The sequence below is a fragment of the Oleiphilus sp. HI0067 genome, assembly GCF_001635735.1.
Genome location: NZ_LWFI01000944.1, coordinates 1 through 25484, shown reverse-complemented (window position 1 = coordinate 25484; position 25484 = coordinate 1). Strand labels below are relative to the sequence as shown.

The 25484-nt window shown below is 43.6% G+C and carries 25 protein-coding genes and 1 tRNA gene; 6 read left to right on the top strand and 20 right to left on the bottom strand.

Features of this window, described 5'->3' with window-relative positions:
* Positions 1-5: 5 nt before the first annotated feature.
* The 12 genes from A3739_RS11820 to A3739_RS11765 form a co-directional block, all read right to left on the bottom strand.
* On the bottom strand, positions 6-1271 hold the full coding sequence (locus tag A3739_RS11820; protein WP_082878381.1) for an iron-containing alcohol dehydrogenase: 1266 nt from the start codon (positions 1269-1271) through the stop codon (positions 6-8).
* A 106-nt stretch (positions 1272-1377) separates the two neighbouring features.
* Positions 1378-2220: a 3-hydroxybutyryl-CoA dehydrogenase gene (locus A3739_RS11815; protein ID WP_068475812.1), complete on the bottom strand. Its 843-nt coding sequence runs from the start codon at positions 2218-2220 to the stop codon at positions 1378-1380.
* A 17-nt stretch (positions 2221-2237) separates the two neighbouring features.
* Positions 2238-3521: a c-type cytochrome biogenesis protein CcmI gene (gene ccmI, locus A3739_RS11810; RefSeq protein WP_068475813.1), complete on the bottom strand. Its 1284-nt coding sequence runs from the start codon at positions 3519-3521 to the stop codon at positions 2238-2240.
* Between the two features lie 37 nt (positions 3522-3558).
* A complete protein-coding gene (locus tag A3739_RS11805) occupies positions 3559-4053 on the bottom strand; it encodes a cytochrome c-type biogenesis protein (RefSeq protein ID WP_068501506.1) in 495 nt (164 codons plus the stop codon).
* Positions 4054-4059: 6 nt separating this feature from the next.
* Complete coding sequence (locus A3739_RS11800; protein ID WP_068475817.1) at positions 4060-4593, bottom strand: DsbE family thiol:disulfide interchange protein; 534 nt, start codon at positions 4591-4593, stop codon at positions 4060-4062.
* Positions 4594-6573 carry a heme lyase CcmF/NrfE family subunit gene (locus A3739_RS11795; RefSeq protein WP_068501502.1) on the bottom strand — a complete coding sequence of 660 codons (1980 nt, stop codon included), beginning with the start codon at positions 6571-6573 and terminating at the stop codon, positions 4594-4596. It abuts the gene before it with no gap.
* A complete protein-coding gene (ccmE, locus tag A3739_RS11790; RefSeq protein WP_068473679.1) occupies positions 6574-7041 on the bottom strand; it encodes a cytochrome c maturation protein CcmE in 468 nt (155 codons plus the stop codon).
* Positions 7041-7199, bottom strand: a complete 159-nt coding sequence (locus A3739_RS31440) for a hypothetical protein (protein ID WP_369820695.1) — start codon at positions 7197-7199, stop codon at positions 7041-7043. Before A3739_RS31440 ends, ccmE begins: the two co-directional genes overlap by 1 nt.
* Positions 7200-7209: 10 nt before the next feature.
* The gene (locus A3739_RS11780; protein ID WP_068475821.1) at positions 7210-7977 is read right to left on the bottom strand and encodes a heme ABC transporter permease; all 768 of its coding nucleotides are present in this window, start codon (positions 7975-7977) and stop codon (positions 7210-7212) included.
* A 16-nt stretch (positions 7978-7993) separates the two neighbouring features.
* Positions 7994-8677: a heme exporter protein CcmB gene (gene ccmB / locus A3739_RS11775; RefSeq protein WP_068475822.1), complete on the bottom strand. Its 684-nt coding sequence runs from the start codon at positions 8675-8677 to the stop codon at positions 7994-7996.
* The gene (gene ccmA, locus A3739_RS11770; RefSeq protein ID WP_068475824.1) at positions 8670-9263 is read right to left on the bottom strand and encodes a heme ABC exporter ATP-binding protein CcmA; all 594 of its coding nucleotides are present in this window, start codon (positions 9261-9263) and stop codon (positions 8670-8672) included. The genes ccmB and ccmA overlap by 8 nt, the downstream gene beginning before the upstream one ends.
* Positions 9264-9403: 140 nt before the next feature.
* Positions 9404-10414, bottom strand: a complete 1011-nt coding sequence (locus A3739_RS11765) for a putative solute-binding protein (RefSeq protein WP_068475826.1) — start codon at positions 10412-10414, stop codon at positions 9404-9406.
* Positions 10415-10655: 241 nt separating this feature from the next.
* On the opposite strand from A3739_RS11765, the gene A3739_RS11760 reads away from it, so the two are divergent.
* Positions 10656-11321 carry a class I SAM-dependent methyltransferase gene (locus A3739_RS11760; protein ID WP_082878380.1) on the top strand — a complete coding sequence of 222 codons (666 nt, stop codon included), beginning with the start codon at positions 10656-10658 and terminating at the stop codon, positions 11319-11321.
* Here the strand turns inward: A3739_RS11760 and A3739_RS11755 are convergent.
* The 4 genes from A3739_RS11755 to A3739_RS11740 all read right to left on the bottom strand — a co-directional run bounded on the left by A3739_RS11755 (position 11318) and on the right by A3739_RS11740 (position 15841).
* Entirely contained in the window at positions 11318-11848 is a 531-nt protein-coding gene (locus A3739_RS11755; protein WP_068475828.1) for a DUF962 domain-containing protein, read from the bottom strand. The genes A3739_RS11760 and A3739_RS11755 overlap by 4 nt on opposite strands.
* A gap of 78 nt (positions 11849-11926) precedes the next feature.
* The gene (locus tag A3739_RS11750) at positions 11927-12652 is read right to left on the bottom strand and encodes a Crp/Fnr family transcriptional regulator (RefSeq protein WP_068475830.1); all 726 of its coding nucleotides are present in this window, start codon (positions 12650-12652) and stop codon (positions 11927-11929) included.
* A gap of 8 nt (positions 12653-12660) precedes the next feature.
* Positions 12661-15141 (bottom strand): ABC transporter permease, encoded by a 2481-nt coding sequence (locus A3739_RS11745; RefSeq protein ID WP_068501499.1) that lies wholly within the window; start codon positions 15139-15141, stop codon positions 12661-12663.
* A gap of 1 nt (position 15142) precedes the next feature.
* A complete protein-coding gene (locus tag A3739_RS11740) occupies positions 15143-15841 on the bottom strand; it encodes an ABC transporter ATP-binding protein (protein ID WP_068475854.1) in 699 nt (232 codons plus the stop codon).
* Between the two features lie 34 nt (positions 15842-15875).
* Here A3739_RS11740 and A3739_RS11735 point away from each other — a divergent pair, with 34 nt between their 5' ends.
* Entirely contained in the window at positions 15876-16517 is a 642-nt protein-coding gene (locus tag A3739_RS11735; protein WP_068475834.1) for an arylesterase, read from the top strand.
* Here the strand turns inward: A3739_RS11735 and A3739_RS11730 are convergent.
* Positions 16514-17293: a YheT family hydrolase gene (locus tag A3739_RS11730; protein ID WP_197469358.1), complete on the bottom strand. Its 780-nt coding sequence runs from the start codon at positions 17291-17293 to the stop codon at positions 16514-16516. The genes A3739_RS11735 and A3739_RS11730 overlap by 4 nt on opposite strands.
* A gap of 314 nt (positions 17294-17607) precedes the next feature.
* On the opposite strand from A3739_RS11730, the gene A3739_RS11725 reads away from it, so the two are divergent.
* A tRNA-Asn gene (locus tag A3739_RS11725) sits at positions 17608-17683 on the top strand.
* A gap of 511 nt (positions 17684-18194) precedes the next feature.
* On the opposite strand, the gene A3739_RS11720 is transcribed toward A3739_RS11725, so the two are convergent.
* Complete coding sequence (locus tag A3739_RS11720; RefSeq protein WP_068475838.1) at positions 18195-19829, bottom strand: tetratricopeptide repeat-containing response regulator; 1635 nt, start codon at positions 19827-19829, stop codon at positions 18195-18197.
* Positions 19830-19932: 103 nt separating this feature from the next.
* Here A3739_RS11720 and A3739_RS11715 point away from each other — a divergent pair, with 103 nt between their 5' ends.
* Both A3739_RS11715 and A3739_RS11710 read left to right on the top strand, forming a co-directional pair.
* Positions 19933-20412 (top strand): hypothetical protein, encoded by a 480-nt coding sequence (locus A3739_RS11715; protein ID WP_068477869.1) that lies wholly within the window; start codon positions 19933-19935, stop codon positions 20410-20412.
* 82 nt (positions 20413-20494) lie between these two features.
* On the top strand, positions 20495-21208 hold the full coding sequence (locus tag A3739_RS11710) for an outer membrane beta-barrel protein (protein WP_068475841.1): 714 nt from the start codon (positions 20495-20497) through the stop codon (positions 21206-21208).
* Positions 21209-21218: 10 nt separating this feature from the next.
* On the opposite strand, the gene rlmKL is transcribed toward A3739_RS11710, so the two are convergent.
* On the bottom strand, positions 21219-23432 hold the full coding sequence (gene rlmKL / locus A3739_RS11705; RefSeq protein WP_068475843.1) for a bifunctional 23S rRNA (guanine(2069)-N(7))-methyltransferase RlmK/23S rRNA (guanine(2445)-N(2))-methyltransferase RlmL: 2214 nt from the start codon (positions 23430-23432) through the stop codon (positions 21219-21221).
* Positions 23433-23825: 393 nt separating this feature from the next.
* On the opposite strand from rlmKL, the gene rmf reads away from it, so the two are divergent.
* Positions 23826-24029, top strand: a complete 204-nt coding sequence (rmf, locus tag A3739_RS11700) for a ribosome modulation factor (protein WP_068501493.1) — start codon at positions 23826-23828, stop codon at positions 24027-24029.
* Positions 24030-24097: 68 nt separating this feature from the next.
* On the opposite strand, the gene A3739_RS11695 is transcribed toward rmf, so the two are convergent.
* Positions 24098-25120 carry a quinone-dependent dihydroorotate dehydrogenase gene (locus A3739_RS11695; protein WP_068475846.1) on the bottom strand — a complete coding sequence of 341 codons (1023 nt, stop codon included), beginning with the start codon at positions 25118-25120 and terminating at the stop codon, positions 24098-24100.
* Between the last annotated feature and the right edge of the window lie 364 nt (positions 25121-25484).

The following is a 25484-nucleotide window of genomic DNA, read 5'->3' as shown; positions in this document are numbered from 1 at the left end:
GTTGGTTATTTAGCGAGGCTCAGCAAAAGATTATGCGCATCGTCGGCTGACATATAAGCAGGTACCGCATAGGTTGAATTTGCTTCTTTGAACGCAGCGCGTCTGATACTCGGAAAATCCTTTAATTGAAGCGCATCGACTTTTGGAGAAATCCCTACACTTACAATCAAATCTTCAACAGCCTCAATAAACGCCAAACCTTTTTCATAAACGCTAGCATTTGCATCACAGCACTCGATAAGATCTGCGAGTTCAGCCAATCGTTCAGGCACGAAATCATGGTTAAATCTAAGAACCTTTGGCAAGACCTTAGCGTTAGCAAGACCGTGAGGTATACCGTAATAAGCGCCAAGTTGATGCGCAAATGCATGAACATAACCAAGCCCCGCAAGATTAATGGTCAAACCGCCATAAAACGAAGCAAGTGCCATATCCTCACGCGCACTTAAGTTAGCGCCCTTTTTATATACTTTGCTTAAATTATCGAACACCAACTTGATGCCAGCTTTTGAGTAGTAGCTCGACTCTTCATTGGCCATCGTACTTAAAAAAGACTCAACCAAATGCGTAAGTGCATCCATCCCAGTTGCAGCTGTTATCGCGGGAGGCAGAGCTTTCATAAGTGCAGGGTCAAGGGCTGCGATCAAAGGTACGATTTTTGACTCTATAACCAAGCCCTTTTGATGTGTCTCGTCATCCGAAATCACAGCGCCGATGGTTACTTCAGAGCCTGTCCCCGCGGTCGTAGGAACGCAAAAGAAGGGCGCACAACCGACCTTACCTTTCAAAATTCCTACTAGTTTTTTCGGTTCAGTGTTATTTGAAGCAGCCAAAGCGATTACCTTTGCTGAATCAATAGACGACCCACCACCAACTGCCATTACCGAGTCACAATTTGCTTGCCTATAGCGCTTAAGCCCAGCTTCCACGACAGAAAAAGTAGGATCTGGTTGCACATCAGCAAATAGCTCATATGCCATTCCGCGATGTTCAAGCGATTGGAGAATATTTTCGAGCAAGCCAAGCTCATAGAGTGGTCGATCAGTTACGATAAGGACTTTCTTCAAACCGAAGCTAGCTACACTCTCACACAGTTTTAGTGAAGAGTTTTTTCCAGTCAGCACCGTCGGCTTAGGAATATTAATAACACTGACTAACGCTTTTAACGCTGAAATATAACCCTTACCGATAATCTGGTTTTTCTTGCGCGATGCGCCAATAGGATTAATTACTTTATCGTCAAACTGAGCAAGAATACTCTCTAAATTCATAACAGCCTCGTATTTATAATTTGGAGTGTTGAAACTGCATGCCGTTGGATCACCACGGCTTTAAACACTTATAAAATCAAAAAAGGGGCATTCGCCCCTTTTCTATTTAACTATAGTCGTAGAATCCTTTGCTGGATTTACGACCTAACATTCCGCCTCTCACATACTTACGTAGTAAAGGGTGCGGGCGATATTTACTGTCGCCAAACTCATCATAGAGAACTTCCATGATCGCCAGACATACATCCAAACCAATTAAATCGCCTAAAGCGAGTGGTCCCATTGGATGATTTGCGCCCAACTTCATTGCAGCGTCAATATCCTCCGCACTAGCTACGCCATCAGCTAAGATTCCAACAGCTTCATTGACCATTGGAATTAGAATGCGATTCACAACAAATCCTGGAGCCTCTGCAACTTCTACAGCCGTTTTTCCAAGCTGAGAGGTAATATCAGCAACCTTATCGAAGGTTTCTTGCGACGTCGCGATCCCTTTGATGAGCTCAACCAACTTCATTACCGGCGCAGGATTGAAAAAATGCATCCCCAAAAATCTGTCTGGACGACTCGTTGCTGCAGCGACTTCAGTAATTGATAAAGAAGAGGTATTTGTGGCGAAAATCGTATCTGGGCCACACACCGCATCTAACTCAGTAAAGATGGCTTTTTTGATATTCATATTCTCGACAGCTGCTTCAACAATAAGCGCTGCGTCAGAGACCAAACTGTTATCGTTAGAACCTTGAATTCGCGCTAAAGTCGAGTCAAAGGTTTCTTGCGTAATTTTATCCTTAGCCAATAAACGTGACAGCCCCTTCTCGATTGTCTGGAGACCTTTGTCAACTGCTTCTTGCGCAATGTCTTTGAGTACAACTTCAAAACCAGACGATGCAAACGTCTGTGCAATACCCGCTCCCATTGTACCTGCGCCAATTACGACAACTTTCATGCTCTTTCTACCTCTAACTATTTTGAATCAGTCACGATGTCTTCTGCACCGATATTAATTGATAAACGCGGCTGATCAGCTACCAACACACCGCTAATTATTTTTTCATAATCCCCAAGCTTTCGCTCAACAGAACCCTTGGTGATTCGAACTACCACATCGACAGATTCAAATAGGCTTAATTTCAGCTCTGGCATCATAGCTAAGCTATCATCTAATACTATGTCGTTAATTTCTTGTTTAGGGGAAAATCTGGCCACTGCTAATGGCATTGGCGGACCAACGCTGGCTCGCGCATACACGACCACAATTTCATTTTCATTAAATTGAGACAGCAATGCGGGTTCAATCGTTACGTCAACGCTTACTCTAACTGTTGAGGCAGGTACTTGTATGGTTGAAGGTACGCCCAGTGCTCGTTCAGCCGCAGAAATACCCTCTTCAATCGCTCCGCGCGATGGGTGATTAGGTTCCAACGTTAAAATCGTCTTCCAATATTCTATAGCTTGGTCAAATTGCCCTTGATCATAACTTGCCAAGGCTTTTAGTCCATAAATGTTGGTATCTTGTGGATTAAGTAGGGTCGCTTTGTTTACAGCATCGGCAACTGGAGGAGCATCGATTGCGATACCTGAGAAATACAGGGTCTGCGCCTGCAATCCGTATAATGCCGCCTTTATTTCTGGAGAGCTTTCTATCTCAGCCAACTGCCCATAAGCTTCTGCTGCAATCTCGAAATGGTTAGTGTTCAGAGCAGAGCGCGCTAACAACTCCCAACCCTCAGCATTTGCGGGATTTTCTCGTAACTTATCGCGAAGTTGAACTAGTAGGCCAAGCGTATCTCCTGCCTCTGCTTTACTCTGCGCCGCAGCAATTTCAGCAGCACTAAACTTAGAGTCTTCACTATGTAGAGCGAGATCATACGCACCCCAAGAGTTGTACAAATATGCGCTTAAGCCAACTAAAGCCAAAGCAACGACGATTAAACTGATAAAGGTTGTTGATGTCGCTCTATCTAAGTTGTCGGTACGGGCCTGTACGTTCTTTGCATCACCAAGGAGCGTTGCCTCTAGCTCTTTCTTAATTTCTTCAAACTGAACCTGATCAATTGCATCTGAACGCAGCTCAGCATTGAGCTCCCTGAGACGTTCTTTGTATGCTCTAACGTTCGCGCGCACCCGCGCCTCGGCCGCCGTATCAACGGCAATTTCTTCAAGCTTATGCCTTTTGAACCAGGGGTGAAGTACTATCCATACAGCAACAAGAGAAAGGATTGAGGCTATTATCCAGAATTGGGTCATTGATGACTTTGCCTATAGAAATTAAATAGATGGATGACTAATCGTCAGAATATTTTTTTAACAAGGCTTCGAGTTCAGCTTGATCATCTGAATTATCCACCTTCAATGAGGAACCAGTACTTTCAGTAGCACCATTAGTATCTACAGATTTCCGTTTACTTCTGGAGATACCAATAATCGCAATCAGACCTATCGCGATAAATACCCATGGCCCATACCACAACAAATACGTCTCTGATCGCACTGGAGGCTTATAAGTAACAAATTCGCCAAATCTTTGAATCATAAAGTCGACGACGTCATCGTGGCTATGTCCATCTTCAACCAGTCTTTGAACTTGCGCGCGCATATCTTGAGCAATCGGCGCATTTGAATCGGCAATATCCTGATTTTGACACTTAGGGCAACGCAATTCACGGGTTAGAGCTTGATAAGATTCTAGCTTCGTTTCAGAACTAAATTCATATACATCAATGTCGGCATTAAGTGACTCAAAGCCAATAGCGAGGACAAAAAGAAGGACAAATCTCATTGGTATTTATTCCTTGAGCAATGCGTTAAACCGCGGAGCCAATTGTGCCTCCCAAACACGATGATTCACCTCACCGACATGTCGATAGCGTACTACACCATTTTGATCGATGATGTAGGTCTCTGGTGCACCATACACCCCTAAATCGAACCCGAACTTCCCTCGCGGATCAAATAGGTTCAACGAATAAGGATCACCAAGCCTGTCTAACCACTGTAACGCTTTCGCTCTATCATCTTTGTAATTCAGACCAATAATCGGAACACCTTGTTGTGCAAGTGCCATCAGATACCCGTGCTCACTCTTACAAGCTGGGCACCATGTTGCCCAAACGTTAAGTAGCGAAGGCTTCCCACCTAAATCAGCGTTAGTGAGTAATTTGCTTGGATATTCAAGCGATTGTAACGAAAATGTTGGGAGTGGATCGTTCAGGCGTGCTGTTTCTAACTTGCTCGGGTCTTTGCCCAAAGCTGTGTATAAAATAAGTCCTAGACCGACTGCTAACATCAAAGGGGTCAAGAATACGAGACGAGACTTCATTTACTTAGCAAACTCCGAATTTGATGGCATCACTACTTGGCTCACTTTTTCTTTAGGACGATAACGTTTATCAAACACAGCTAAGCCACCTGCAATAAACATGAAAATTGCGCCAAGCCAAATCCATCGAATGAGGGGCTTATATTGAACTCTCACGGCCCATGCACCGCCATCGAGCTCCTCTCCAATCGCCACGTAAACATCTCGCAACAAACCCGGATCAATCCCAGCTTCAGTCATGGGATTAGCTTGAGAGAAATACACACGTTTTTCAGGCTTGAGGACCGAAACAACTTGCCCATCACTCAACACCTCAACGTTAATCCGAGACGCTTCATAATTAGGCCCCTGAATAGCGTGCAAGGAAGCAAAATGAAGCTCATATTGTCCTAGCACTACTTTCTGACCAATCTCAATGCGGACATCTCGCTCGACAGAGTGAAGCGACACAATCGTTGCACCAACAATCATAAGAGCAAAGCCAAGGTGGCCAAGTACCATGGCATAGTACGCCGAACCCAATGCCAATTTGTTTTTCAAATTACCGACTCTAGCTACGGCTTTCTTGCGAAGATCATTCAGTGTAATTAATGCGACCCACAAGCCTAACAAGATTGCGAGCATTGAAATCCAATCCCACGCAATACCAGATATCGCAGTGAACACAAGGGTCAGCACAACTGACACCACTGCAACCACACGTAACTTCTTAACCAGACCTTTGGGCTCTGTCGATTTCCAATTAGCGACCAGTCCGAAGCCAAGTAAAACCGCCAGGATAGCCATCAAAGGAGAAAATACAGCATTGAAGTACGGAGGGCCTATTGAAAGTTTTCCTGCACCTATGAAATCTAATACCAAGGGGTAAAGCGTACCGATCATGACTGTAATCCATGCAACCACAAGCACGATATTATTACCCAACAAGAAGCTTTCGCGCGATAACAGCTTGTGCTCGCTCTTTCCAACAAGATCCGGCGCTCGCCAAGCATATAAGCCCAGCGACACAATCATCGTAATACCCAAAAGCGCTAAAACGAAAGAGCCACGAGACGGGTCTGACGCAAAAGCGTGAACAGAGGTAAGTACACCAGATCGGACTAGGAATGTACCCAGCAGGCTCAAGGAAAACGCAATGATTGCCAAGAACACGGTCCAACTTTTGAAGGCACCGCGTTTCTCAGTCACCGCAAGAGAGTGCATCAGAGCTGTGCCGACTAACCAAGGCATAAATGAAGCATTTTCTACTGGGTCCCAGAACCACCAACCGCCCCAGCCTAATTCATAGTATGCCCACCAACTTCCCAGTGCGATACCAAGCGTTAAGAATGCCCACGCAACAATAGTCCAAGGTCGAGACCACCTTGCCCAAGCGCTATCAAGACTGCCACCCAGTAGAGCCGCTATAGCAAAAGCAAAGGCCACAGAGAAGCCCACATATCCCATGTACAACATTGGCGGATGCACGATCAAACCAAAGTCTTGAAGCAACGGGTTGAGGTCGCTTCCTTCTAGCGGTGTGTTTGGAAGCAAACGATCAAACGGATTAGACGTCAGTAAAATAAATAGCAAGAATCCAATACTAATCATGCCCATCACGGCAAGCACTCTAGCAAGCATCTCGCGTGGCAATTGTTTACTGAATATGGCAACCGCTATTGTCCAACCTGCCAAGGTAAGAGCCCAAAGCAATAGTGAGCCTTCGTGCCCACCCCATACAGCACTGATCTTATAGTACACAGGCAATAGCGTATTGGAGTGGCCAGCCACATACTTAACGCTAAAGTCATCTTGAACAAAAGCGTTTGCAAGGATTAAAAAAGCGACAAAGATAAAGAAAAATTGGCCGAATGCTAACGATCGCCCTGTTTCCATCCATACGGGGGAATTTTTCGCTACACCATAAAGTGGTGTAATGCTTTGTAGACAGGCACACAATAAGCCTATTATCAGTGCGAAATGACCCAGCTCTGGTAGCATTTAGTATTCCTTATCTGAAGTGTATTGATCGCCGTAACCTTTATGCCCAGACTTTTCGAGTGCCTCTGCAACTTCTGGAGGCATGTAATTCTCGTCATGCTTGGCAAGCACTTCGTCTGCAATGAGAACACCCTCATTATTAATCCGCCCTAAAGCGACAATACCTTGCCCTTCTCTAAATAGATCCGGCAGTATGCCCGTGTAATTGACTTCGACATCGGCAACGAAGTCAGTCAAAACAAATTTAACGGTAAGATCATCTTCGCTACGAGATACTGAACTTTCACGAACCATTCCACCAGCGCGAATTTTCACCCCTTCAGGAGCTTTACCTTCGGAAATCTCCGTCGGGTTATAGAATAGATTTATATTCTCGCTCAGTGCGTACAAAGCGAGCCCTATCGCAACACTAAGACCACAGACTAGAAAACAGATAATCAGCAATCGCTGCTTACGCTTCGGATGCACTACTTTGACTCTCTCTTTTGTTTCAATAGACGACGAATTCTTTTTTCAGTGGTGGTTTTAGCCTTTGCTCTCCCGTCAAAACAGAAAAACGCTAAACCAAAAAATAAGGCGAACGATACGCCGTAAGATAACCAAACATAAAAAGTATGGTGGCCCATCTCAAAATATTCAGCCATTGCTCCGCTCACCTTCGATATTCAATAGCTTATGGACCCAACGCGTTTTAAGCTCTCGTTGAACGATTTCTGCCTGCATACGTACGAGAACCAAGGCCGTAAAAAAACAGTAAATGCCAATCACCATAATTAATAGTGGCAACCACATCTCAGCCGGCATTGCGGGTTTCTCTGTTAACGTAAACGTTGCGGGTTGATGCAGTGTATTCCACCAATCAACCGAATATTTAATGATCGGAATATTTATTACCCCCACCAATACGAGTACGTATGATGCTCTTGCACGATTATCGGCGCTTTGAATGCTAGAACGAAGTGCTATGACGCCAAAATACAAAAACAATAGTAAAAGCATCGATGTTAAACGCGCATCCCACACCCACCAAGTTCCCCATGTGGGCTTGCCCCAGACAGCACCTGTAAATAACGCAAGAAATGTCATGACGGCACCAATTGGCGCAGCGCAAGCGATGAAATAGTCGCTTATTTTCATTCGCCAAACGAGCCCGACAAGCGCAGCCGCAGCCATCATCATGTAGCACGACTGGGCTAAAATCGCAGTAGGAACATGGATGTATATAATTCTAAAGCTGTCACCCTGTTGGTAATCAGGCGGTGCAATAAACAACCCCCAAAAGCACGCTCCCAGCATAAGCGCACAACCAACCCCAAAGAGTGGTCCGTTGTAGCGTTCTGAGAAGTCGTACAACCACTTAGGAGATCCAAAGCGGTGGAACCATGTCCATTTCGTATTTGCCATTTACACTTTCACTTTTCTAAACATCGCATATGATCTTTAAACTCGCGCCCGCAGCAAACGGACAAAGGACGCAATAAAGCATGGTGATTGCACCAAGCATCGCAAAAGAACCAGAGATAGACGCCCCGTCGACTGATAATCCAACAACCCCAGAGCCAAAAATCAATACTGGTACTGTTAATGGTAAAACCAAAAGCATTAACAATATGCCTCCGGTTTTTGCGCTAGCAGTTAATGCTGCGCCAACGCTCACGATATGCGCCAATGCCAATGACCCAAGCAATAGCGATAAAATCAGCACCCCGAGCGCTTCAAACGGAAAGTGGAGCATCGTCGCTAACAAAGGCACCATAGCGAGTAGCGGTAATATACTAATCGCCCACAACGCAAGAACCTTAACAAAAACAAGCGCAAATATAGGGTGTGAAGACTGAAGCCACAACTCGATTGTTCCGTCGTCAAAATCAGCTTTAAACATTGATCCTAAGGTCAACATCAAACTCAAAAGAACAGCCACCCAAATTAGCCCTGTGGAACTTATACGTAAGAATTCCACCCCAGGGTCAACTCCCAAAGGGAAGAGCATCACCACCAAAACAAAAAACATGACAGAATTTAATAGGTCTTGCTTGCCACGAATGACAACCCGCGCCTCGTGCAACCATAGCTGAAACAACGCATTCTTTGGTTGTTTATCCATCCAAAACAACCTTCTTCAAGCGCGGATGCTCAATATGATGATGACTTGTAAAAATAACCAAATTGCCCAAATCCGATAATTCGACAAGTACTTGCTCAAGAAATGAGACAGTCTCTTTATCTAATGAAGCAAATGGTTCATCTAGCACGAAAACCTTAGCTTTACTCAAGAATATTCGAGATAGACCAACGCGCCTGCGTTGGCCTTCAGACATATCGCTACAAGGTACGTCGATATAATCGTCCAAGCCGAATCGCGCCAAAGCATCACTCCTTTGCTGGCGAGTCGTGCTCGATGCCAATAAGCTGTGCGCACTTAGATTTTCATCTGCGGTTAATGCCGGCTTTAATGGAACCTTATGGCCAAAATAACACAACTGATGTTTAAAGAAGGCTGTATTGATAGCTCCCTCAAACCCAGTATATACACCTGCAATAATCCGTAGAAGCGTACTTTTACCCGCCCCATTTCGACCAGCTATTTGTATCAGTTCACCTGCGCTAAACTTCAACGTCAGATCTTCAAATAAGACCCTATCGTCACGTTCACAGCTTAGTCCTTGGGTGCTAACCAAATAATCGGTCATATTAAGCGTTCAGGTCACAAAAAATTTGGGCTGCAGTATAAGGGATTTTTTAGAAAGGAAAAATCTTGAATAAGGCCGTTTAGATTACAAATAAAAAAGGCCGGTAAAAACCGACCTTTTCCAAAGCTAATTGCTGTCGTTTAGAAACGTTCAGCTTTCGGCTTAGAACACTCACCACGTGATGGATCAACTGAACAACGGATCTTCCACAATAGGCCAAGTGCTTTTGCATCAAGAACACCCTCGTCACGAAGTGACGCACGGATTTCAGTACGGAACTTCTCTAGAGCTGCTTGAGAATCTGCATCAGTTTTGATCCAGTACTTAGCAGGAATTGCAGCCTCTGCATCATCAACCATTTTGTTGATGTCTGGTAGGCGAGCAAGAATGTACTCACGCATGTTTTGACCGAACTCAGGAGCAAAACGGTCTTTATGAGAAATCATCTGCATCATACCGTACAGAAGCTTCTCATCGATGATACCGCCTTTTTCGCCAAGACCATGATACAACTCAAATACGTCGTAACCTAGCGCAACCATTGGTAGGATGTCGATGTTACCGTTATTGAACTGGCCAGAGAACGTAGCTAGCGATGTACCAACTGGAGATGCACCAGCTAGATCTGCAAACTTGTGGCTCTGTGGATCTTCGTTAAGTACAGATACTTTCTTACCACTGAACTCAGGAACAGTATCAATATCACGATCGTTTACGAACAAGTAAACAGAACCAACAGGAAGCGTACCAACCATTTCGTAGTTGCCATTCGTTAAGAAAGGAGCCAACTTAGGGTTAGTCAATGTTTTAAGAACACGAGCTAGACCTTCTTCGTCAATGATACCGCCAAGCGCATCAAGCGTACCGCCAAATGGCACGTAAGGACGACTAAGGATTGCTGTTAAGAAAACAACATCACATAGGCCTGCTTTAAAATCGTTTGAAGCTACTTTTTCATCTGTGTAAGCAGCGATTTCGATGTCCATGCCCCAACCGATACCTTTAGCAGTAAGGTCAGAGAAGAACGCCACAGCAGGGCCGTTTTTACCAACAGGGTCATAAAGACAGAATTTTTTCTTTTCTAATGCTGCAGAAGCTGTCGAAGAAACAGCAACCAACAACAAAGAAGCAAGAATGCGACGAAAAGTCATTTGCACACACCTCAGCGCTTAGTTATCAATTAGATTTATTAGATAAAAACGAGTAATTATTTATTTAAGATCTCGCAGAAATCGCTGCGCAGTCTACAAGAAATAACATTTGGTGACAAAGTTCACGAAGCTCAAAGTAGGACCTATTTACCGCTTTAGTGAACTACGGCACTATACGAACAATTAACAGTATTTTAGTTTTCTATTTATTTCGATTCGTGATTTAGGCAAAACGTTCAGAATGGACTCAGGCAAAAACAATAGTAACAGTTCTCACTGTTGCCTACTTTGCGGGGCTTCAGAGATCTACCATTTTTATTTCGATCAACGTCTAACGAGAGAGTTTTATCAATGCCAAGCATGCGAGTTAGTTTTTGTTCCAAGTGAATTTCACTTATGTCCGAAAGAAGAAAAAGAAATATACGATCACCACGACAATAACCCTAACGACCCAAACTATCGCAGTTTTTTAAACAAATTAGGTAGCGTTATGATCGAAAATCTACCTACCGCATCTCAAGGACTAGATTTCGGTAGCGGACCGGGCCCTACCCTGTCATTAATCTTTAAGGAAGCAGGTCACGAATGCGAAATCTATGACAAGTTTTATGCTGACGATAAAGAAAAACTAAACACAGAATACGACTTCATCAGCTCGACCGAAGTGGTTGAGCATTTAGACGCACCGAGCCAAACGTTTGAACTTCTGTTTTCATTATTAAGGGCGAACGGAATACTAGGCCTGATGACAAAGTTGCATACCCAAAACATCGATTTTGGGGGTTGGCATTATAAAAACGATCCAACACATATTTGTTTCTACAACCCCGCGACAATGCAATATCTGGCGAACCGCTTTAATAAGCAGCTCACCATCATTGGAAGTGATGTTATTTTGTTTACTTAAGAGGCTTTCGCTTCAGGGCCAGTTTGATGACATACCGGACCAGCTCGAGATTCTACTTCAGCTTTAAGTTTTTTCATTAAACCGAACATAAAAGCGAATTCGCACACGACAAATAGCGGCCCGATTAGAAGACCTGTCATATCGTCGACAAATGCAGGTTTTTTCCCTTCATAAAAGTGGCCTACAAACTGAAAAACCCAACCAACAACGAATAAACCGATACTCCATGCCAGCCACTCGATAGTTGATAGAGATGCAACATACTGCGCGCCATAGACAGTCATACTAAACACCAAGCCCATTAAAATGCCGAGTTTGATATCTAATGCGAGGTAATACAGACAGGCTGCACCAACAACAAAATAAACTGGAGCCAAAACAAGGCCAAACAATGCAAACTCAGGACGAGCAAGTAAAACAGCAATCGCAAAAACAATGAGGGGAATACCAACAAAGTGCGTCAGAATATTTCGTGGGTCGCGATGATAATTCGCGTACATAACAAGTTGTTGAGTTAAAGTTTTCATTATTATCCTCCTAAGCCATGTCGAAGACTGATACTATATAGCCGACAGAAAAAAGAAACTGTCAGCTAGACGACAAAGTTATTGATTCAAAATCTGGCTCAATCGCATTGCGTCAATAATCGTAAGATGCCCATAGTCGAGCTTAAGAACGCCATCTGACTCTAGATCTTTTAAAATTTGATTTGCGGTTTGACGCGAGATTGACAGCATCGCCGCAAAACTCGCTTGATCAACATTTAAGGTAACGGTGCCTAACCCATCATATGTAATATTGTTAGGGAGATATTCCCCGCTGATCGCGTTGTTCACCATCAAAACTAAACGTTTAACGACGCGCTGCTTTGCCGGCAACAAAGCTAAATCCTCCATTAAGTGGAAGGTCGCCCTGAGCTTTCCCGACATCAAGACCCCGAAATCTCTCCAATAATTAGGTTTTCTTGCCAAAAGGCTATTAAGTTTGTCATGTCTCAAACATAACAATTGAGTCTTGCTTGAGGCTACGGCATTGTGTGTTCGAACATCCCCATCGAATAGCGCAAGCTCCCCAAACCAGTCCACCGGCTCAATGAACGTAAGTAAAGCTTCTTTCCCTTCACGGTTTACACCAAAAATCTTGACGCTACCGCTTAATACCGCATAGACACCGCCATTAAGTGCGTTGCGCTGAAAGATTGACTCGCTCGTTTCAAAATAAGAAACACTCGAAATACCTAGCATATCCGACTTAAACTCAGCCGAACGCCCTCGGAACCAAGCATTCCGTTCAAGTAGCGGTAATAGGTGTTGAAAATTCGACCCATCCATAAAATTGGCTATCTCAAAGATTGCATCAGGGAATTACGGGTCAATCGCCTTAGTACTATAAAACCAAGAAACCCTAGCAGTACTGAGCTAAAGCCGACACCCAATATGAGAGCCGACAAGTTTAATACTGGATTCGCACCGAATAAAGCAATCGAAACCGCATTTAAGGCCGCTTCGGCACAGAGAAATCCTGCCAGGCTTGCAACAAAACCTAGAATGAAGAACTCAAGAAAATACGCTTTCTGAAGGACTGTACTGCGCACCCCAAGCACTCTATAAATTAATGATTGATGCTCCCTCTCTGAAATCTTAGAAAGTGTAATTGCCGCAATCACAAGTACCGAAGCTGCCAAAATTAGATACAAAACAAAACTCAGCACTGTAGAAACTTGATTCACGATTGACTGGATCTTTCCGATCAACAGATCAAGCTCCAAAACACTTACCGTTGGGTAAGAGCGAGACAGCTCGTTAATCACGGTTTTTTGGTCTTCAGGCAAATAAAAGCTAGCAATATAAGTGTTTGGAAAGTCATTCAACGCCCCGTCTTTAAACAGGACGTAAAAATTCGGCTTCATACTTTCCCAATCAACTTTGCGAATACTAGAAACGGTTGCGACCACTTCTAAACCTGCGACATTAAAGGTCAAACTATCGCCGAGTGATACACCAATGTTGTCAGTCAATTCTTGCTCGACGGAAACTGATAATCCCTCACTATCACTGACCCATGCCCCATCAACTATTTCATTGCCTTCAGGCATGTCTTCAACCCAGCTTAGATTCAACTCACGATTAAGCGCAGCAACGTCTTTTGTGACGGCAACTTTCACATCTTCGCCATTGATATGAGACATTCGCCCTCGCACCATTGGATACATATGCGAAACATTGATGCCATTGCTCGCCAAAAGCTCTTTCACACCCTTAACTTGAGGCTCAGTAATGTTGATCAAGAAATGATTTGGAGCGTTCTCTGGTATTTGCTGCTGCCATTGTGCAATGAGTGATTCACGAACAATAAAAATCGAAGCAAACAAACAAAAGGCAAATGCATACACTAAACATTGGGCAAAAGTATTACCGCGCTGAGATACCAGCGCCTGCACAGCAAGCGAAGCTCCCGACTCACTCTTCTTCAAATATCTTGAAGAAACGTACTCTAGTGAGCGTGCCAAAATGAAAACGATGACTCCAACAACGACCATCAATAAACACGACCCCAATACAAACAATACCAATAAAAGTATGGACTGGGTGTATATCGCTAACGTAAACAAAAGGACAGCAATCAATAAGACGTAGTAGAAACGACTAACCGGCCTAAGAAATCCTTCTTCAGGACGCAAAACAGCCATCGGTTTTACGCCAGACAGTGCAAATACTTGCGGAATAGCGCTCCCAAAGAGTGTCAATACGGTGACTAAAACCGCTACCAATACGGCAGACATCGACAAATCAAATTCAACACGTAGTTCAACGTCAGGCAATAGCGGCGCAATGACAGACGATAAACTACCACTAACTAGCTGGCCTAAAACAAGTCCAAGACAAACAACAACAAGTCCAATAAATCCAAGTTTTAGGACGTACACTAATACGACCTCACGCCCGGTAAGACCAAGTGTTTTAAGAATCGCCACACTTCGAATTTGCTGAGAAGAATACTGCCTCGCAGCAAGTGATATGGCCAACGAAGACAACAATGCAGCCAAACACGAAGACAGCAATAAAAACGCCTCTGCTTTTTGAAGCGCCTCGGCAATCGCAGGGCGCGAATCAGCAACACCTTCGTAACGCTGACTATTATCGAGCTGCTCAACAATCCAATCATCGAAAACTCGCAACTGCTCGATATCACCCGCAAAATAGTAGCGATACTTTACCCTACTACCGGGCTGAACAACCTGTGTCGCCGCCAAATCATCGAGACGCATTAATAGCCTAGGCTGTATATCCCCCAGGTTAAAACCGATATCAGGCTCTTGAATCAGAGCAGGCCCAACTAGTAGATCAGCATCCCCCACACCGATGCTATCGCCCAGTTTTACGTTAAGCAGATTATTAAGGCGCGACTGCATTGCTATATTACCTGAGGCGACTTTGCTACCTTGAGGCTGACCAGATAACTGAAGTGAACCTAGCAATGGGTATGCATTGTCAACAGCCTTGACGGATACAAGCTGGCTAGCCGAATCGCTAAAAACCATCGACCGAAACTCTACTGCTAAGCCATGTCGTAAACCTATCTGATTCGCGTATTCAAGAACCACAGGATCTAACTCTCGGGGCGAGACGACTTGCCTATCCGCCGCCAGCAATTCACTTGAAGAACTATTAAGCGCTTCTTTCAAGAAGCTCGTTAATGACAAAATGCTTACGATCGCGAACACCGACAACAAACTCGCAAGGAACATCAACCTAAGGGCAGGAAGCTTCCTCTGTTCAACAAAACTATTAAGCGCATATTGAATCAGACGAAAAGACACCTCAGACCTCCTCGTTATGCGTTACTAATGCGCCCTGATCGATCGTGAGTTTTTGAGTGCATCGGTTTGCCAGCTCGTCATCGTGAGTAACTAAAATAAGCGTCACTCCTTGCTCCTCATTGAGCTCAAAAAGCAGATTGGCAACAGAATGGCCTGTATTGGAATCAAGATTGCCAGTTGGTTCATCGGCAAATAAAATCGAAGGTTCACAAGCGAAAGCGCGTGCAATCGCTACGCGCTGCTGCTCACCACCAGACAATTGCTTAGGAAGGTGATTGGCTCGTTCCGCTAAACCAACCCGCTCAAGAAATGATTGTGCTTTTGACTCTGCGTTTTGTTCGCCCGCTAAGTTAAGAGGCAGGGTTACATTTTGAAGCGCCGTAAGATGATCTAGTAGATGGAAAGATTGAAAAACGAAACCAACGCGCTCTTTTCTTAGTTTTGCGCATTCGTCTTCAGATAGAGATGAAATATTTATTTCATCAATTTTCACGCTACCACTACTCGCGTTATCTAAACCTGCGAGAATGCCTAAAAGCGTTGTTTTACCAGAACCAGAACGACCAACTAGCGCACAACTGCCCCCTGCAGGTACACTGAAAGATATATCACTAAGAACCTGCAGTGAACCTGTTTCTAGTTCTACTCGTTTACTGACTGAATCTACCAATAACGAAGACGCGTTTACTGTGTTAGTCAACACTGTTTACAAACCTCAAAAATAAGATGCACTAATGACTCAAACGAAATTCAAGCGACTGTTTTTGTTACTAATAAGCTTAACGCTTTATACGCAGTCAACGATAGCTTCGACCACATTAAAAAGCCGTATACTCATACTCGGAGACAGCCTCAGTGCAGCGTATGGAATACCTTACGAACAAGGTTGGGTAGCACTGGCGCAAAAAGAAATCGACGACAAAGCAATCATCACAAACGCCAGCATCAGCGGTGAAACGACTGTAGGGGGACTTCAAAGCCTACCAGGACATCTAGAGCGCGTTCAGCCAGACGTCGTTGTAATAGAGCTTGGAGCAAATGATGGTTTAAGAGGGTTTCCATTGCCTGGCATTAAAAACAACTTGCAAGCCCTAGTTGACCTATCAAAGCAAGCAAACGCAAAAGTGGTTCTTCTGGGCATACATATCCCACCGAATTATGGAAAGCGTTATACCGAAGGGTTTTATCAAAACTTCTTAAATATAGCCGAGCAAAATGAGTTAGAGTTTGTTCCATTTATGCTTGACGGTGTCGCATTGAAATCTGAGCTAATGCAATCAGACCGGCTTCATCCAAATGCTGATGGACAACCAATTATTTTGAATAATGTATTGCCTGCTATCACGAGAGCTTTAGATGAGCTGCACGCAGATTAAATGTATTCTCTTAAGAATCTTAAACCCTCTGTCTCAGAGTAATAAGTAGATCCCTTTGCGCCAAAACCAACGTGGCCACCTTTTTTTAAAGGTCGAAAGAAGAAGCTACTATTTTGCTTAGCCTCTTCAAAAGGAAAGCACCTCTCACTAAGAAATGGATCATCCAAAGAACTGACTAGAAGCGTTGGAATATTTATATTGGGGATATGGGGAAGACAACTGCTTTGTACCCAGTAATCTAGTGCGCTAGTAAAACCATTCATCGGCGCTGTATATCGTCCATCGAAATCAGCAAATGTCTTGATTTTTTTGAATCCATCAAGCGAGACCTGACCCGGAAACATCTCAGCCTTTAGTTTCAACTTCTCGTACAGAGAGGCCAGAAAGTTTTTCATATAGATTCGATTGATCGGTTTTGCCAATACCTCTGAGCTCGAGACCAGATCACAGGGAACAGAAAAAGTAACAGCCGCGGAAATCTTGTTGTTTACTTGATTGCGATCCCGTCCTAAATACAAAAGCGTTTTGTTCCCACCAATGCTGAACCCGCATAGCGCAATATTCTGATAGCCCATACTATCAACGTGATCGATGAGCAGTGATAAATCATCTATCGATCCGCTATGGTAACTTTGCAGTTTGTTATTGGCCCTGCCGCCACAACCTCGATAGTTCCAGGCAACTACGTCCCACCCTTCATCAATCGCACGAGACACCATGCCCAACACGTATGGTCTGCGACTATGACCCTCGAGTCCATGACTTACAATCAGCACTCGATTGCTACCTTGCGAATATCTATCAAACCAAAACTTATCACCATCTGGCGTACTAATGGATGATTCGACTCTTTTAAACCGGATGTTTTGCACCCTTCTAAAAGAACAAGCGATCGTATGAACGTGAGCATTTAAATAGAGGGAAGTAGGCCTATAATCATCTTCTAAAAGAGGCATAAAAGATTCACATCTGATTGATTTATATACAATTTAAGATTATTTATGATAACTCGTACAAATATTTCTAGAAAGTGGATATTTTTTGTTGACGACCTCAGAATCCGCCAGTATTATTCGCGCCGTTGTTTAGTTCCCCGATAGCTCAGTTGGTAGAGCAACGGACTGTTAATCCGTGGGTCGCTGGTTCAAGCCCAGCTCGGGGAGCCAACAAGATTTCTAAAAGGTGTTTTACGAAAGTGAAACGCCTTTTTTTATACCCGAAAAATATGTATACAACGAATCCGTGGTAAACCCTGTCGGCTTTACCTAGCTCAAGGCCAGCTCGGGGAGCCAACAAGATCTCTAAAAGGTGTTTTACGAAAGTGAAACGCCTTTTTTTATACCCGAAAGAGTTGTATACAGCGAATCCGTGGTAAACCCTGTCGGCTTTACCTAGCTCAAGCCCAGCTCGGCGAGCCAACACAATTTCTAAAAGGTGTTTTACGAACGTAAGACGCCTTTTTAATGCCCGAAAGAAATGTATACAACAAATCCGTGGTAAACCCTCGCGGCTTTACCTAGCTCAAGCCCAGCTCGGGGAGCCACCAACAAAATTTCTGGAAGTTATGCACATAGCGAACCCTAAGCCAGCTATTGTAGGCCTACCTGTTCATGACAACGATCAATAAAGATAACGTCTAGCGCTCTAGTTCAAGAAGCGAAATCATTTACCAACACTTTAAAGCGCGGCGACTTTCTTTTGCAGGAATTGATAACGCTTGTATTGTGAATGCTGTTCAGGGATATGGGCGACGTTTTCGAGGCACTGCGTACAGCGACTAACCAACTGACCAAGCGCTCCTTGAGTTTCGATCATCTTGAGTGTTACTTGGACAATATTAAGATTTAGCGCAGGATGCTTAGGCGTGCATTCCAAAGCATCATTGAATGATTCAATCGCAGCTTCCAAATCACCTGATTCAAAAGATTTAATCCCCGTTTTATTGAGTTTTCTTGCTCGCACTTTAGCTTGAAGACCAACAGGCTCATCTATCAACTCGTTAATAGACTTGATCATAGAAGCATTGTCTTGCTCCGCAGCGGCTAAACTAGACAACAACCCTTCTGCCTCTTCAGTCTCACCCATGCTGTAGAGTGTTCTTGCGTACTCTAGCTGAGTCGCTGAATCAAGCTCTTGGTCAGAGATTAGTTTTTTTGCTTTTGCAAAAATCTCATCAGACTTTCGGTGATCCCCTTGACCTTGATAAGTCCGTGCCTCTATCAACGCAGCATTCATTCGAACGGTCGGATCATCCTTAAATTTCTTAGCGACTCGCCCCATCACCTGAACAGCTTCCTTTGCGCGTTTCTTACCGAGCTCACTTGTGTCGCCGTCTGCCATATCAGACAAGCAACGACCAAGATTCAAGTAGTTCTCTGGCTTATCATGAACTGAGTGAAAGCCAAGTTTCATTGAGGCTTTATAAGCACCTGCGGCCCCTTCAATATCACGATTATCAGTGCAAACTTCGGCTAGTTTTTGTTGACGATTGTACGCGTGCGGCGATATTCCCACGGCGTCTTCTAAAGTACGCTGTGCATCGCGCGGTTGATTCATGGACAAATACGCATCCGCTAATTCATCATATGCTTCGATGACATTCGGATTGACATCTAAAACTTGCGTAAAGTCATCGACCGCTCCTTCTACCTCGCCGACAGCTGCTTTAACTCGCCCCAATCCAAGCCGCGCCCAGCCGATGTCACGCTTCGTCAAAACGTCATTGTAGATCTTGCGCGCCTTTTCCATCTCACCTTCGTGATAATACAAGTTTGCGAGCGTTCGAAGACACCACAAAATATAACGAGTTTCACGCTTTATCTCTTGTCCCAATAAAGCAATGGCTTTCTTAGAGTCGCCCTCATCAATCGCTGCATTGATCGGCTTGAGCACTTCGCTCTGCTCAATAAGACGATCCATTCTCTCCTGAAGAACAGACTTGGTAAGCGGCTTTGTAATATACCCATCCGGAAGATATTCCAAAGCGCCCATGACCATGTCTTTTGAAGTCTCTGCCGTCACCATCACAAAAATGCCAGTATGTTTAAGCAGCTTGTTATATCTCAGCTCTTCCAGAACCTGCTGACCATTCTTGCCATCACCTAAATTGTAATCACAAATTATGATGTCAAATTCTTCTTTCTCGCATCGAGAGATCGCATCCTCGCCGTTTATAGCAACATCAATTTGTTCAACGCCAAAGGCTCTAACCATTTGTTTAATTGAAAGCCTAAAGTTTTCAAAATCATCAATGATTAAAAATCTGAGGTTACGATAATATTTTGCAAGTTGTACTTGTCGAGACACGGTCATAATGGGAAATTTCAGTTTCTTTTTTAATCAGTTTAGACGGATTTTTATAAATTTAAACTTTATAATCATGACCTTAGCAGCTTATGCACGGAGTTCAGAAAATTTGAATAATTACCCCATTTTTATTGCCTTCGATACCATAGATACATATGAGCGACAAATCCCGATCTCAGCTTCTTGGTCACTACCTGACGGACAAATTAAAACGACCCTTATTACTCCCGATGAAGATTGGGAAGAGTATATTTTGGATAATCCAAGCATCGACATAGATTTGTTAATAGATCAGGGAGCGACCCCAGCAGAAACGCTAAAAGAGCTGGCGCACGACAGTGAAGAAGGAAGTATTTTTTGCGCCGATTACTACACCGATAACGCAGCTTACACTGAGCTATACGAAGCCATAAATAGCGATCCGTCAATGGAATTGTCGGAATGGCAGTCTACGCTGGACACGGGAGCCTCAGGTCAGGTTGAACAAATGAGGCAATGGATCATTGAGCAACACAGCTTAAATATTGAACTGTCGGAAGATCGTGTCAAAGCGATGCTGTTTAGCTATCACGAACTGCAATATAAATAACGCATTTGTGACCCATGCAAATAGGCCACGGTTGCCATTACTGTAATATCAAGCAGTTAAACTAATAAAGAAAGTAGCATCCATGCCAACTACCAATACTTTACGTATTATTGCGCTGCTAACTGCGCTTTTTACATCTGTTACTACCTTTGCAAGAGGTCCAGCAGCACCAACCGACCCAGTTTTAGATCGCGAAGGCCGCGACTACCTTGCTATCGGTACACATTTTAATCAATTCAAGTCTATTTTATTGGTACTTGAACCGGTTCCAGGCAGTGATGATTCTGCTAGCTCTATATTTGAGTTCCCACTTACAGCACAAACATACGGTGCATCTCTTACCTATGGAACCCACATCACTGACAACTTCTTTACTGAATTACGATACGGCCAAGGCGTCATCTCCGACACTTTAAGTGCCGGCGCCTTAGAAGTGAATATAAACGAATGGTTTAACTGGTACATTGGCGGAGCATATGCGGTTACTGACTACGCGACAGCATATGCTAAATACGGCCTGACTTTTTATAACGCGGATATCACACGTTACGAGACAGAACGGTTTCAATTAGGAGAAGTCCCTCCATTCGGAAGCACTGACACCTATCTGCCAAGTACCACGCAGATGGAGGAAGAACTGTTTGGTGACAATTTCAGCTCTTCATGGCTCGTAGGAATTGATTTTGGCATCTATAAAGACATTTATTGGTCATTCGAGTACGGTCGACTACTCAATGACAATACGTCAGGAATCAAAGTCTATCAGTTCAATTCGTTGCTGAAATACGAATTCTAAGCTCATAACCTCACGTACGGCTCGACTCGTGCGTAATCAGCCAACACTTGTGGATTTTCTGGTTACGCTCGAAATCTTTATCTAATGACTTTCTAGTAAAATCTACAACCTCAAAACCATTCTCAATCGAAACATCAAGCTTAAACTTACGAAGATTAGTCGAGAACACTAATTTTCCGTCTTCGCTCAACAGACTCATTGCAGATTCAATCAAAAACTTATGGTCCGCCTGAACATCGAAGACACCTTCCATTCGCTTAGAATTTGAAAAGCTTGGCGGGTCAATAAAGATCAGATCGTATTGATTTTCGTTTCCACTCTCATTTTCTGAAACGGCATTCTCCAACCATTCCATGCAGTTGGCGCGTTCAAACTTGTAATTTCCCCCTTTCAATTTATTAAGCGCAAAGTTTTTCTCAGCCCACCTTAAATACGTCTGGGACATATCTACGCTGAGTACACTACATGCACCACCGAGCGCAGCATGCAAACTCACTACACTTGTATAAGAAAATAAATTTAGAACCTTCTTGCCCTTTGATTCTGACTTTATCCATCGGCGTATTGCGCGATGATCAAGGAACAAACCGGTGTCCAAATAGCGCCCGATATTCACTTTGATACGCGCACCATTCTCACAAACTACAAAACCCTCTCCTTCGACATGCTCCTTCTCGTACTGCGACACGCCTTTTTTCACGCTTCGCTGCTTAACAAATATTTGATTTACTGATACTTCGCAGGTATCCGCAATGGTTTTAAGCCCCTCACTCAGACGCTCTAAGGATACTCGTTCATTGACAGATTTTGGAGGCGCGTATTCTTGAATGTATAGATAGACTTCACCTTGCTCACTTTCATAACGGTCGATTGCAAAGGCAAATTCTGGCATGTCTGCATCATAGAGGCGGTAACAGGAAATATCGTTTTTTGCAGCCCACTTAGAAAACTGTTTTTGATTTTTCTTTAAGCGATTGGCGAGCATTGCAGCACGCTCTTGATTTGCTACACGCCACAAAGAAGGGTTCTGAAGATATTCTTGTGAACTCAGCCAAGGCGTCTTAAAACGGTTGTCCGCATTAAGGTCAAACAATAGTAGAGCAACATCTAAGGCTCCATTAACAAACTTGTAGCGCTTAAAATAACGCCAACCCAAGGCTTTTTCTAATTTCTCGTTGCTTGTAAAAACACCTGCTCTCCAGCCATGAAAATATTCGTCGAATTTATCACCAAGATCGCGATATAAAGCCATTAGAGTTTCGACTTCTCCGAGCCTTTCCCCATAAGGAGGGTTTGTCAGCAACAAACCTTTCTCAACATTGGGAGGCAACTCTAAATCTGAAACAGACTTCTTCTCAACATGAATAAACTCATGCAAGCCAGCCCTTTTAATGTTTTCCCATGCAACCGAAATCACACGAGCATCTGCATCATATCCAATAATTTTATTATTAAACGCTTCTCTACCAGTTGTTGCGCGCTCATTGGCTGACGCGACCAACGCCCCCCATTTACGTGAATCATGCTTGACCCAATAATCAAAGCCCCACTCTTCACGAGATAATCCAGGGGCACAATCCATCGCCATCAAAGCAGCCTCGATACAGAATGTTCCCGAACCGCACATAGGATCCAAAAACGAAGCATTATCTGAGCAGACATCTCCCCAACCTGCTTGCATCAGTAATGCGGCCGCAACATTCTCGCGTAATGGCGCAGCGCCCTTGTCTATTCGATATCCACGCTTGTGGAGACTTTCCCCCGACAAATCCAAGCTGATGCTGAGCACACCTTTACTTAACTTAGCAGCCACCCTAATTTGAGGATTATCTTTATCGACATTTGGCCGCTCTCCAACAACATCACGAAAGTAATCAACAATAGCGTCCTTGACCTTAAGAGCGCCAAAGGCGGAATTTGTTATGTGCTTATTAGTGCCTGAGAAGTTAACAGAAAATGTATTGTCGACCCCAAAATGAGATTGCCACGGAATACGCGCAGCGTGACTATATACATCTTCTGCTTTATCGATTTTTCCGCTTGCCAGCTCAACAAACACCCTGTTCGCTATGCGAGACCAAAGCAATATTGTGTAGACCTGATCTAGCTCCGCGCTTAGCTCGACACCTGCAGAAACCGGCTTGCACGACATCAAACCTAAGGTGTTTAGCTCCTTTTCCAGAAGATACTGCATACCCCTAGGGCAAGAAACAAAGACATTCATAATACAATCCCAACACAAACAAACGTTTAAGGGTAAACCCGCAACATTTTGAAAACTTTCAAGGCAAGCTCATACAAAGGTAAAAACTGACTTATACCAACTAATAATATTTAGTTACTTTAATAGCTAAAAACATTTCTATACTTTTGAACAGATGCTTTGGTACTGTATTTAAAGCATTAAAAAGCCGTTCTTGCTAAGCGCGCTTAAAAGCGCAACGCTCAAACTTTTCTTCATGTAACTGAAGAAGTATTAAGGAGTTCTGACACAATCTAAGCTGCGACAATTTAAGCAGCGATAAAGCGAATTACAAAACACCTTGTAAGTGTATTTGAGACTTAATGTTAACGTCTCGATACGCTTATTCAGCAGATTCAAAAAGAGGTCCACTCAATGAAAAGACAGAAAAGAAACCCAATGCAACGTGCATATAATAGAGGTTATCAAGCTGGCATTTCTGGAAAATCAAAATCTCTATGTTCTGGGTATTCCGAAGACGCGCAACAAGACTGGCTTAATGGATGGCGAAACGGCCGCGAAGACAACTGGGACGGATTAACTGGCGTCTCAGGCATCCACAGACTCCCTAACGTTTAAAAATTCCGAGCTTTTAACAAGCAAGGGACTTAGTGCCCTTATAATAGCCCGCTACAGCGGGCTTTCTTTTACTTCCCAAAACGAATTGCTTCCACGGAATCCTTAACCAATTTAGGACCTTTATATATCAAACCACTGTAGATCTGCACAAGCTTCGCACCCGCTTTTATTTTTTCCAGAGCATACTCGCCTTCAGATATTCCACCCACCCCAATAATCGGCAGATCGTCGCCTAACTCCGCATAAAAAGCTTGTACTACTTCTGTTGAACGTATCCTTAATGGCGCACCACTAAGACCACCTGCTTCATTTACAAATTGACTATTAGGAACAGAAGAGCGATCGACGGTAGTGTTCCCTGCAATCACAGCATCCATTTCATTTTCACGGAGACTAGCAGCTACTAACTTAATTTCTTCGTCTGTCATATCCGGCGCCACCTTAACCGCTATGGGAACATAGCGATTTGAGGCGTTAGACAGAACAAGCTGTTCTTCTTTCAAAGATGACAACAGTTCTTTCAGTGAGTCACCAAACTGCAAAGTTCTCAATCCTGGCGTGTTCGGAGAAGAAACATTGACGGCAATATAATCCGCTGCGGTATAAGCCTTTCTCAAACCAATCAAGTAATCTTGATTGGCATCTTCAACACTTGTGTCAAAGTTCTTACCAATGTTGATCCCGATTGGACCTTTATAGTGTCGTTTCGAAACTGCGTTAAGTAAGTTCTCTACTCCTTTATTATTGAACCCCATACGGTTAATAATCGCCTGCTCATCGACCAAACGGAACATTCGCGGTTTAGGGTTTCCATCTTGAGCGCGGGGGGTAACCGTTCCAACTTCAACAAATCCAAAACCCATTGCGCCAAGCGCATCTATATGCTCACCATTTTTATCTAGACCTGCAGCTAAACCGACTCGATTTGGGAATCGAATTCCCATTACTTCGACCGGATCATCTGCAACACTAGGCATAAAAGGTTTAAAAACGCCCAAGCGATTTAGGGCACTCATCCAGTCTAGTGACAGATCATGGGCAGTTTCAGGAGGTAAACAGAATAAAGCTTTGGTAAGTAATGTATAGGACATAGGCGCTCCAGAAATAATCGCCCGAAAGTATAGCGCCTGATAAAAAAATGGCGAGAAATATCCACGTCCAAGATTAAATTTTTGACTAATTCACGCTTGACAACTCGCTCGTTTACAAAATTGAAACATTACCCACATTTGCTGTGGATAACTCTGTGCAAAAACAGCGGAATCGTCACCAAACCCCCTGTAATAATGCGAACCATATCAAATTGATCATTTTTTAACCAATTATTTTAATTGTTTAAAAACAACAACTTACGTACGATTATTTTTTAAACATAGCTTTTAACGTTAAAAGATCAAAAGCTAAACACGAAAATCATGAATGTGCATAAAATAGTCAAAAAATTGTCCGCTTTGC

Excerpts from the sequence above, each read along its gene's own strand:
- A3739_RS11805 (WP_068501506.1), bottom strand. The coding sequence starts at position 4,053 with ATGAGATTTGTCCTTCTTTTTGTCCTCGCTATTGGCTTTGAGTCACTT.
- rmf (WP_068501493.1), top strand. The coding sequence starts at position 23,826 with ATGAAAAGACAGAAAAGAAACCCAATGCAACGTGCATATAATAGAGGT.
- A3739_RS11815 (WP_068475812.1), bottom strand. The coding sequence starts at position 2,220 with ATGAAAGTTGTCGTAATTGGCGCAGGTACAATGGGAGCGGGTATTGCA.
- A3739_RS11820 (WP_082878381.1), bottom strand. The coding sequence starts at position 1,271 with ATGAATTTAGAGAGTATTCTTGCTCAGTTTGACGATAAAGTAATTAAT.
- A3739_RS11765 (WP_068475826.1), bottom strand. The coding sequence starts at position 10,414 with ATGACTTTTCGTCGCATTCTTGCTTCTTTGTTGTTGGTTGCTGTTTCT.
- A3739_RS11695 (WP_068475846.1), bottom strand. The coding sequence starts at position 25,120 with ATGTCCTATACATTACTTACCAAAGCTTTATTCTGTTTACCTCCTGAA.
- A3739_RS11710 (WP_068475841.1), top strand. The coding sequence starts at position 20,495 with ATGCCAACTACCAATACTTTACGTATTATTGCGCTGCTAACTGCGCTT.
- ccmB (WP_068475822.1), bottom strand. The coding sequence starts at position 8,677 with ATGGATAAACAACCAAAGAATGCGTTGTTTCAGCTATGGTTGCACGAG.
- A3739_RS31440 (WP_369820695.1), bottom strand. The coding sequence starts at position 7,199 with ATGGGCCACCATACTTTTTATGTTTGGTTATCTTACGGCGTATCGTTC.
- A3739_RS11795 (WP_068501502.1), bottom strand. The coding sequence starts at position 6,573 with ATGCTACCAGAGCTGGGTCATTTCGCACTGATAATAGGCTTATTGTGT.
- rlmKL (WP_068475843.1), bottom strand. The coding sequence starts at position 23,432 with ATGAATGTCTTTGTTTCTTGCCCTAGGGGTATGCAGTATCTTCTGGAA.
- A3739_RS11760 (WP_082878380.1), top strand. The coding sequence starts at position 10,656 with ATGGACTCAGGCAAAAACAATAGTAACAGTTCTCACTGTTGCCTACTT.
- A3739_RS11780 (WP_068475821.1), bottom strand. The coding sequence starts at position 7,977 with ATGGCAAATACGAAATGGACATGGTTCCACCGCTTTGGATCTCCTAAG.
- A3739_RS11720 (WP_068475838.1), bottom strand. The coding sequence starts at position 19,829 with ATGACCGTGTCTCGACAAGTACAACTTGCAAAATATTATCGTAACCTC.
- ccmI (WP_068475813.1), bottom strand. The coding sequence starts at position 3,521 with ATGACCCAATTCTGGATAATAGCCTCAATCCTTTCTCTTGTTGCTGTA.
- ccmA (WP_068475824.1), bottom strand. The coding sequence starts at position 9,263 with ATGACCGATTATTTGGTTAGCACCCAAGGACTAAGCTGTGAACGTGAC.
- A3739_RS11755 (WP_068475828.1), bottom strand. The coding sequence starts at position 11,848 with ATGAAAACTTTAACTCAACAACTTGTTATGTACGCGAATTATCATCGC.
- A3739_RS11750 (WP_068475830.1), bottom strand. The coding sequence starts at position 12,652 with ATGGATGGGTCGAATTTTCAACACCTATTACCGCTACTTGAACGGAAT.
- A3739_RS11800 (WP_068475817.1), bottom strand. The coding sequence starts at position 4,593 with ATGAAGTCTCGTCTCGTATTCTTGACCCCTTTGATGTTAGCAGTCGGT.
- A3739_RS11735 (WP_068475834.1), top strand. The coding sequence starts at position 15,876 with ATGACTCAAACGAAATTCAAGCGACTGTTTTTGTTACTAATAAGCTTA.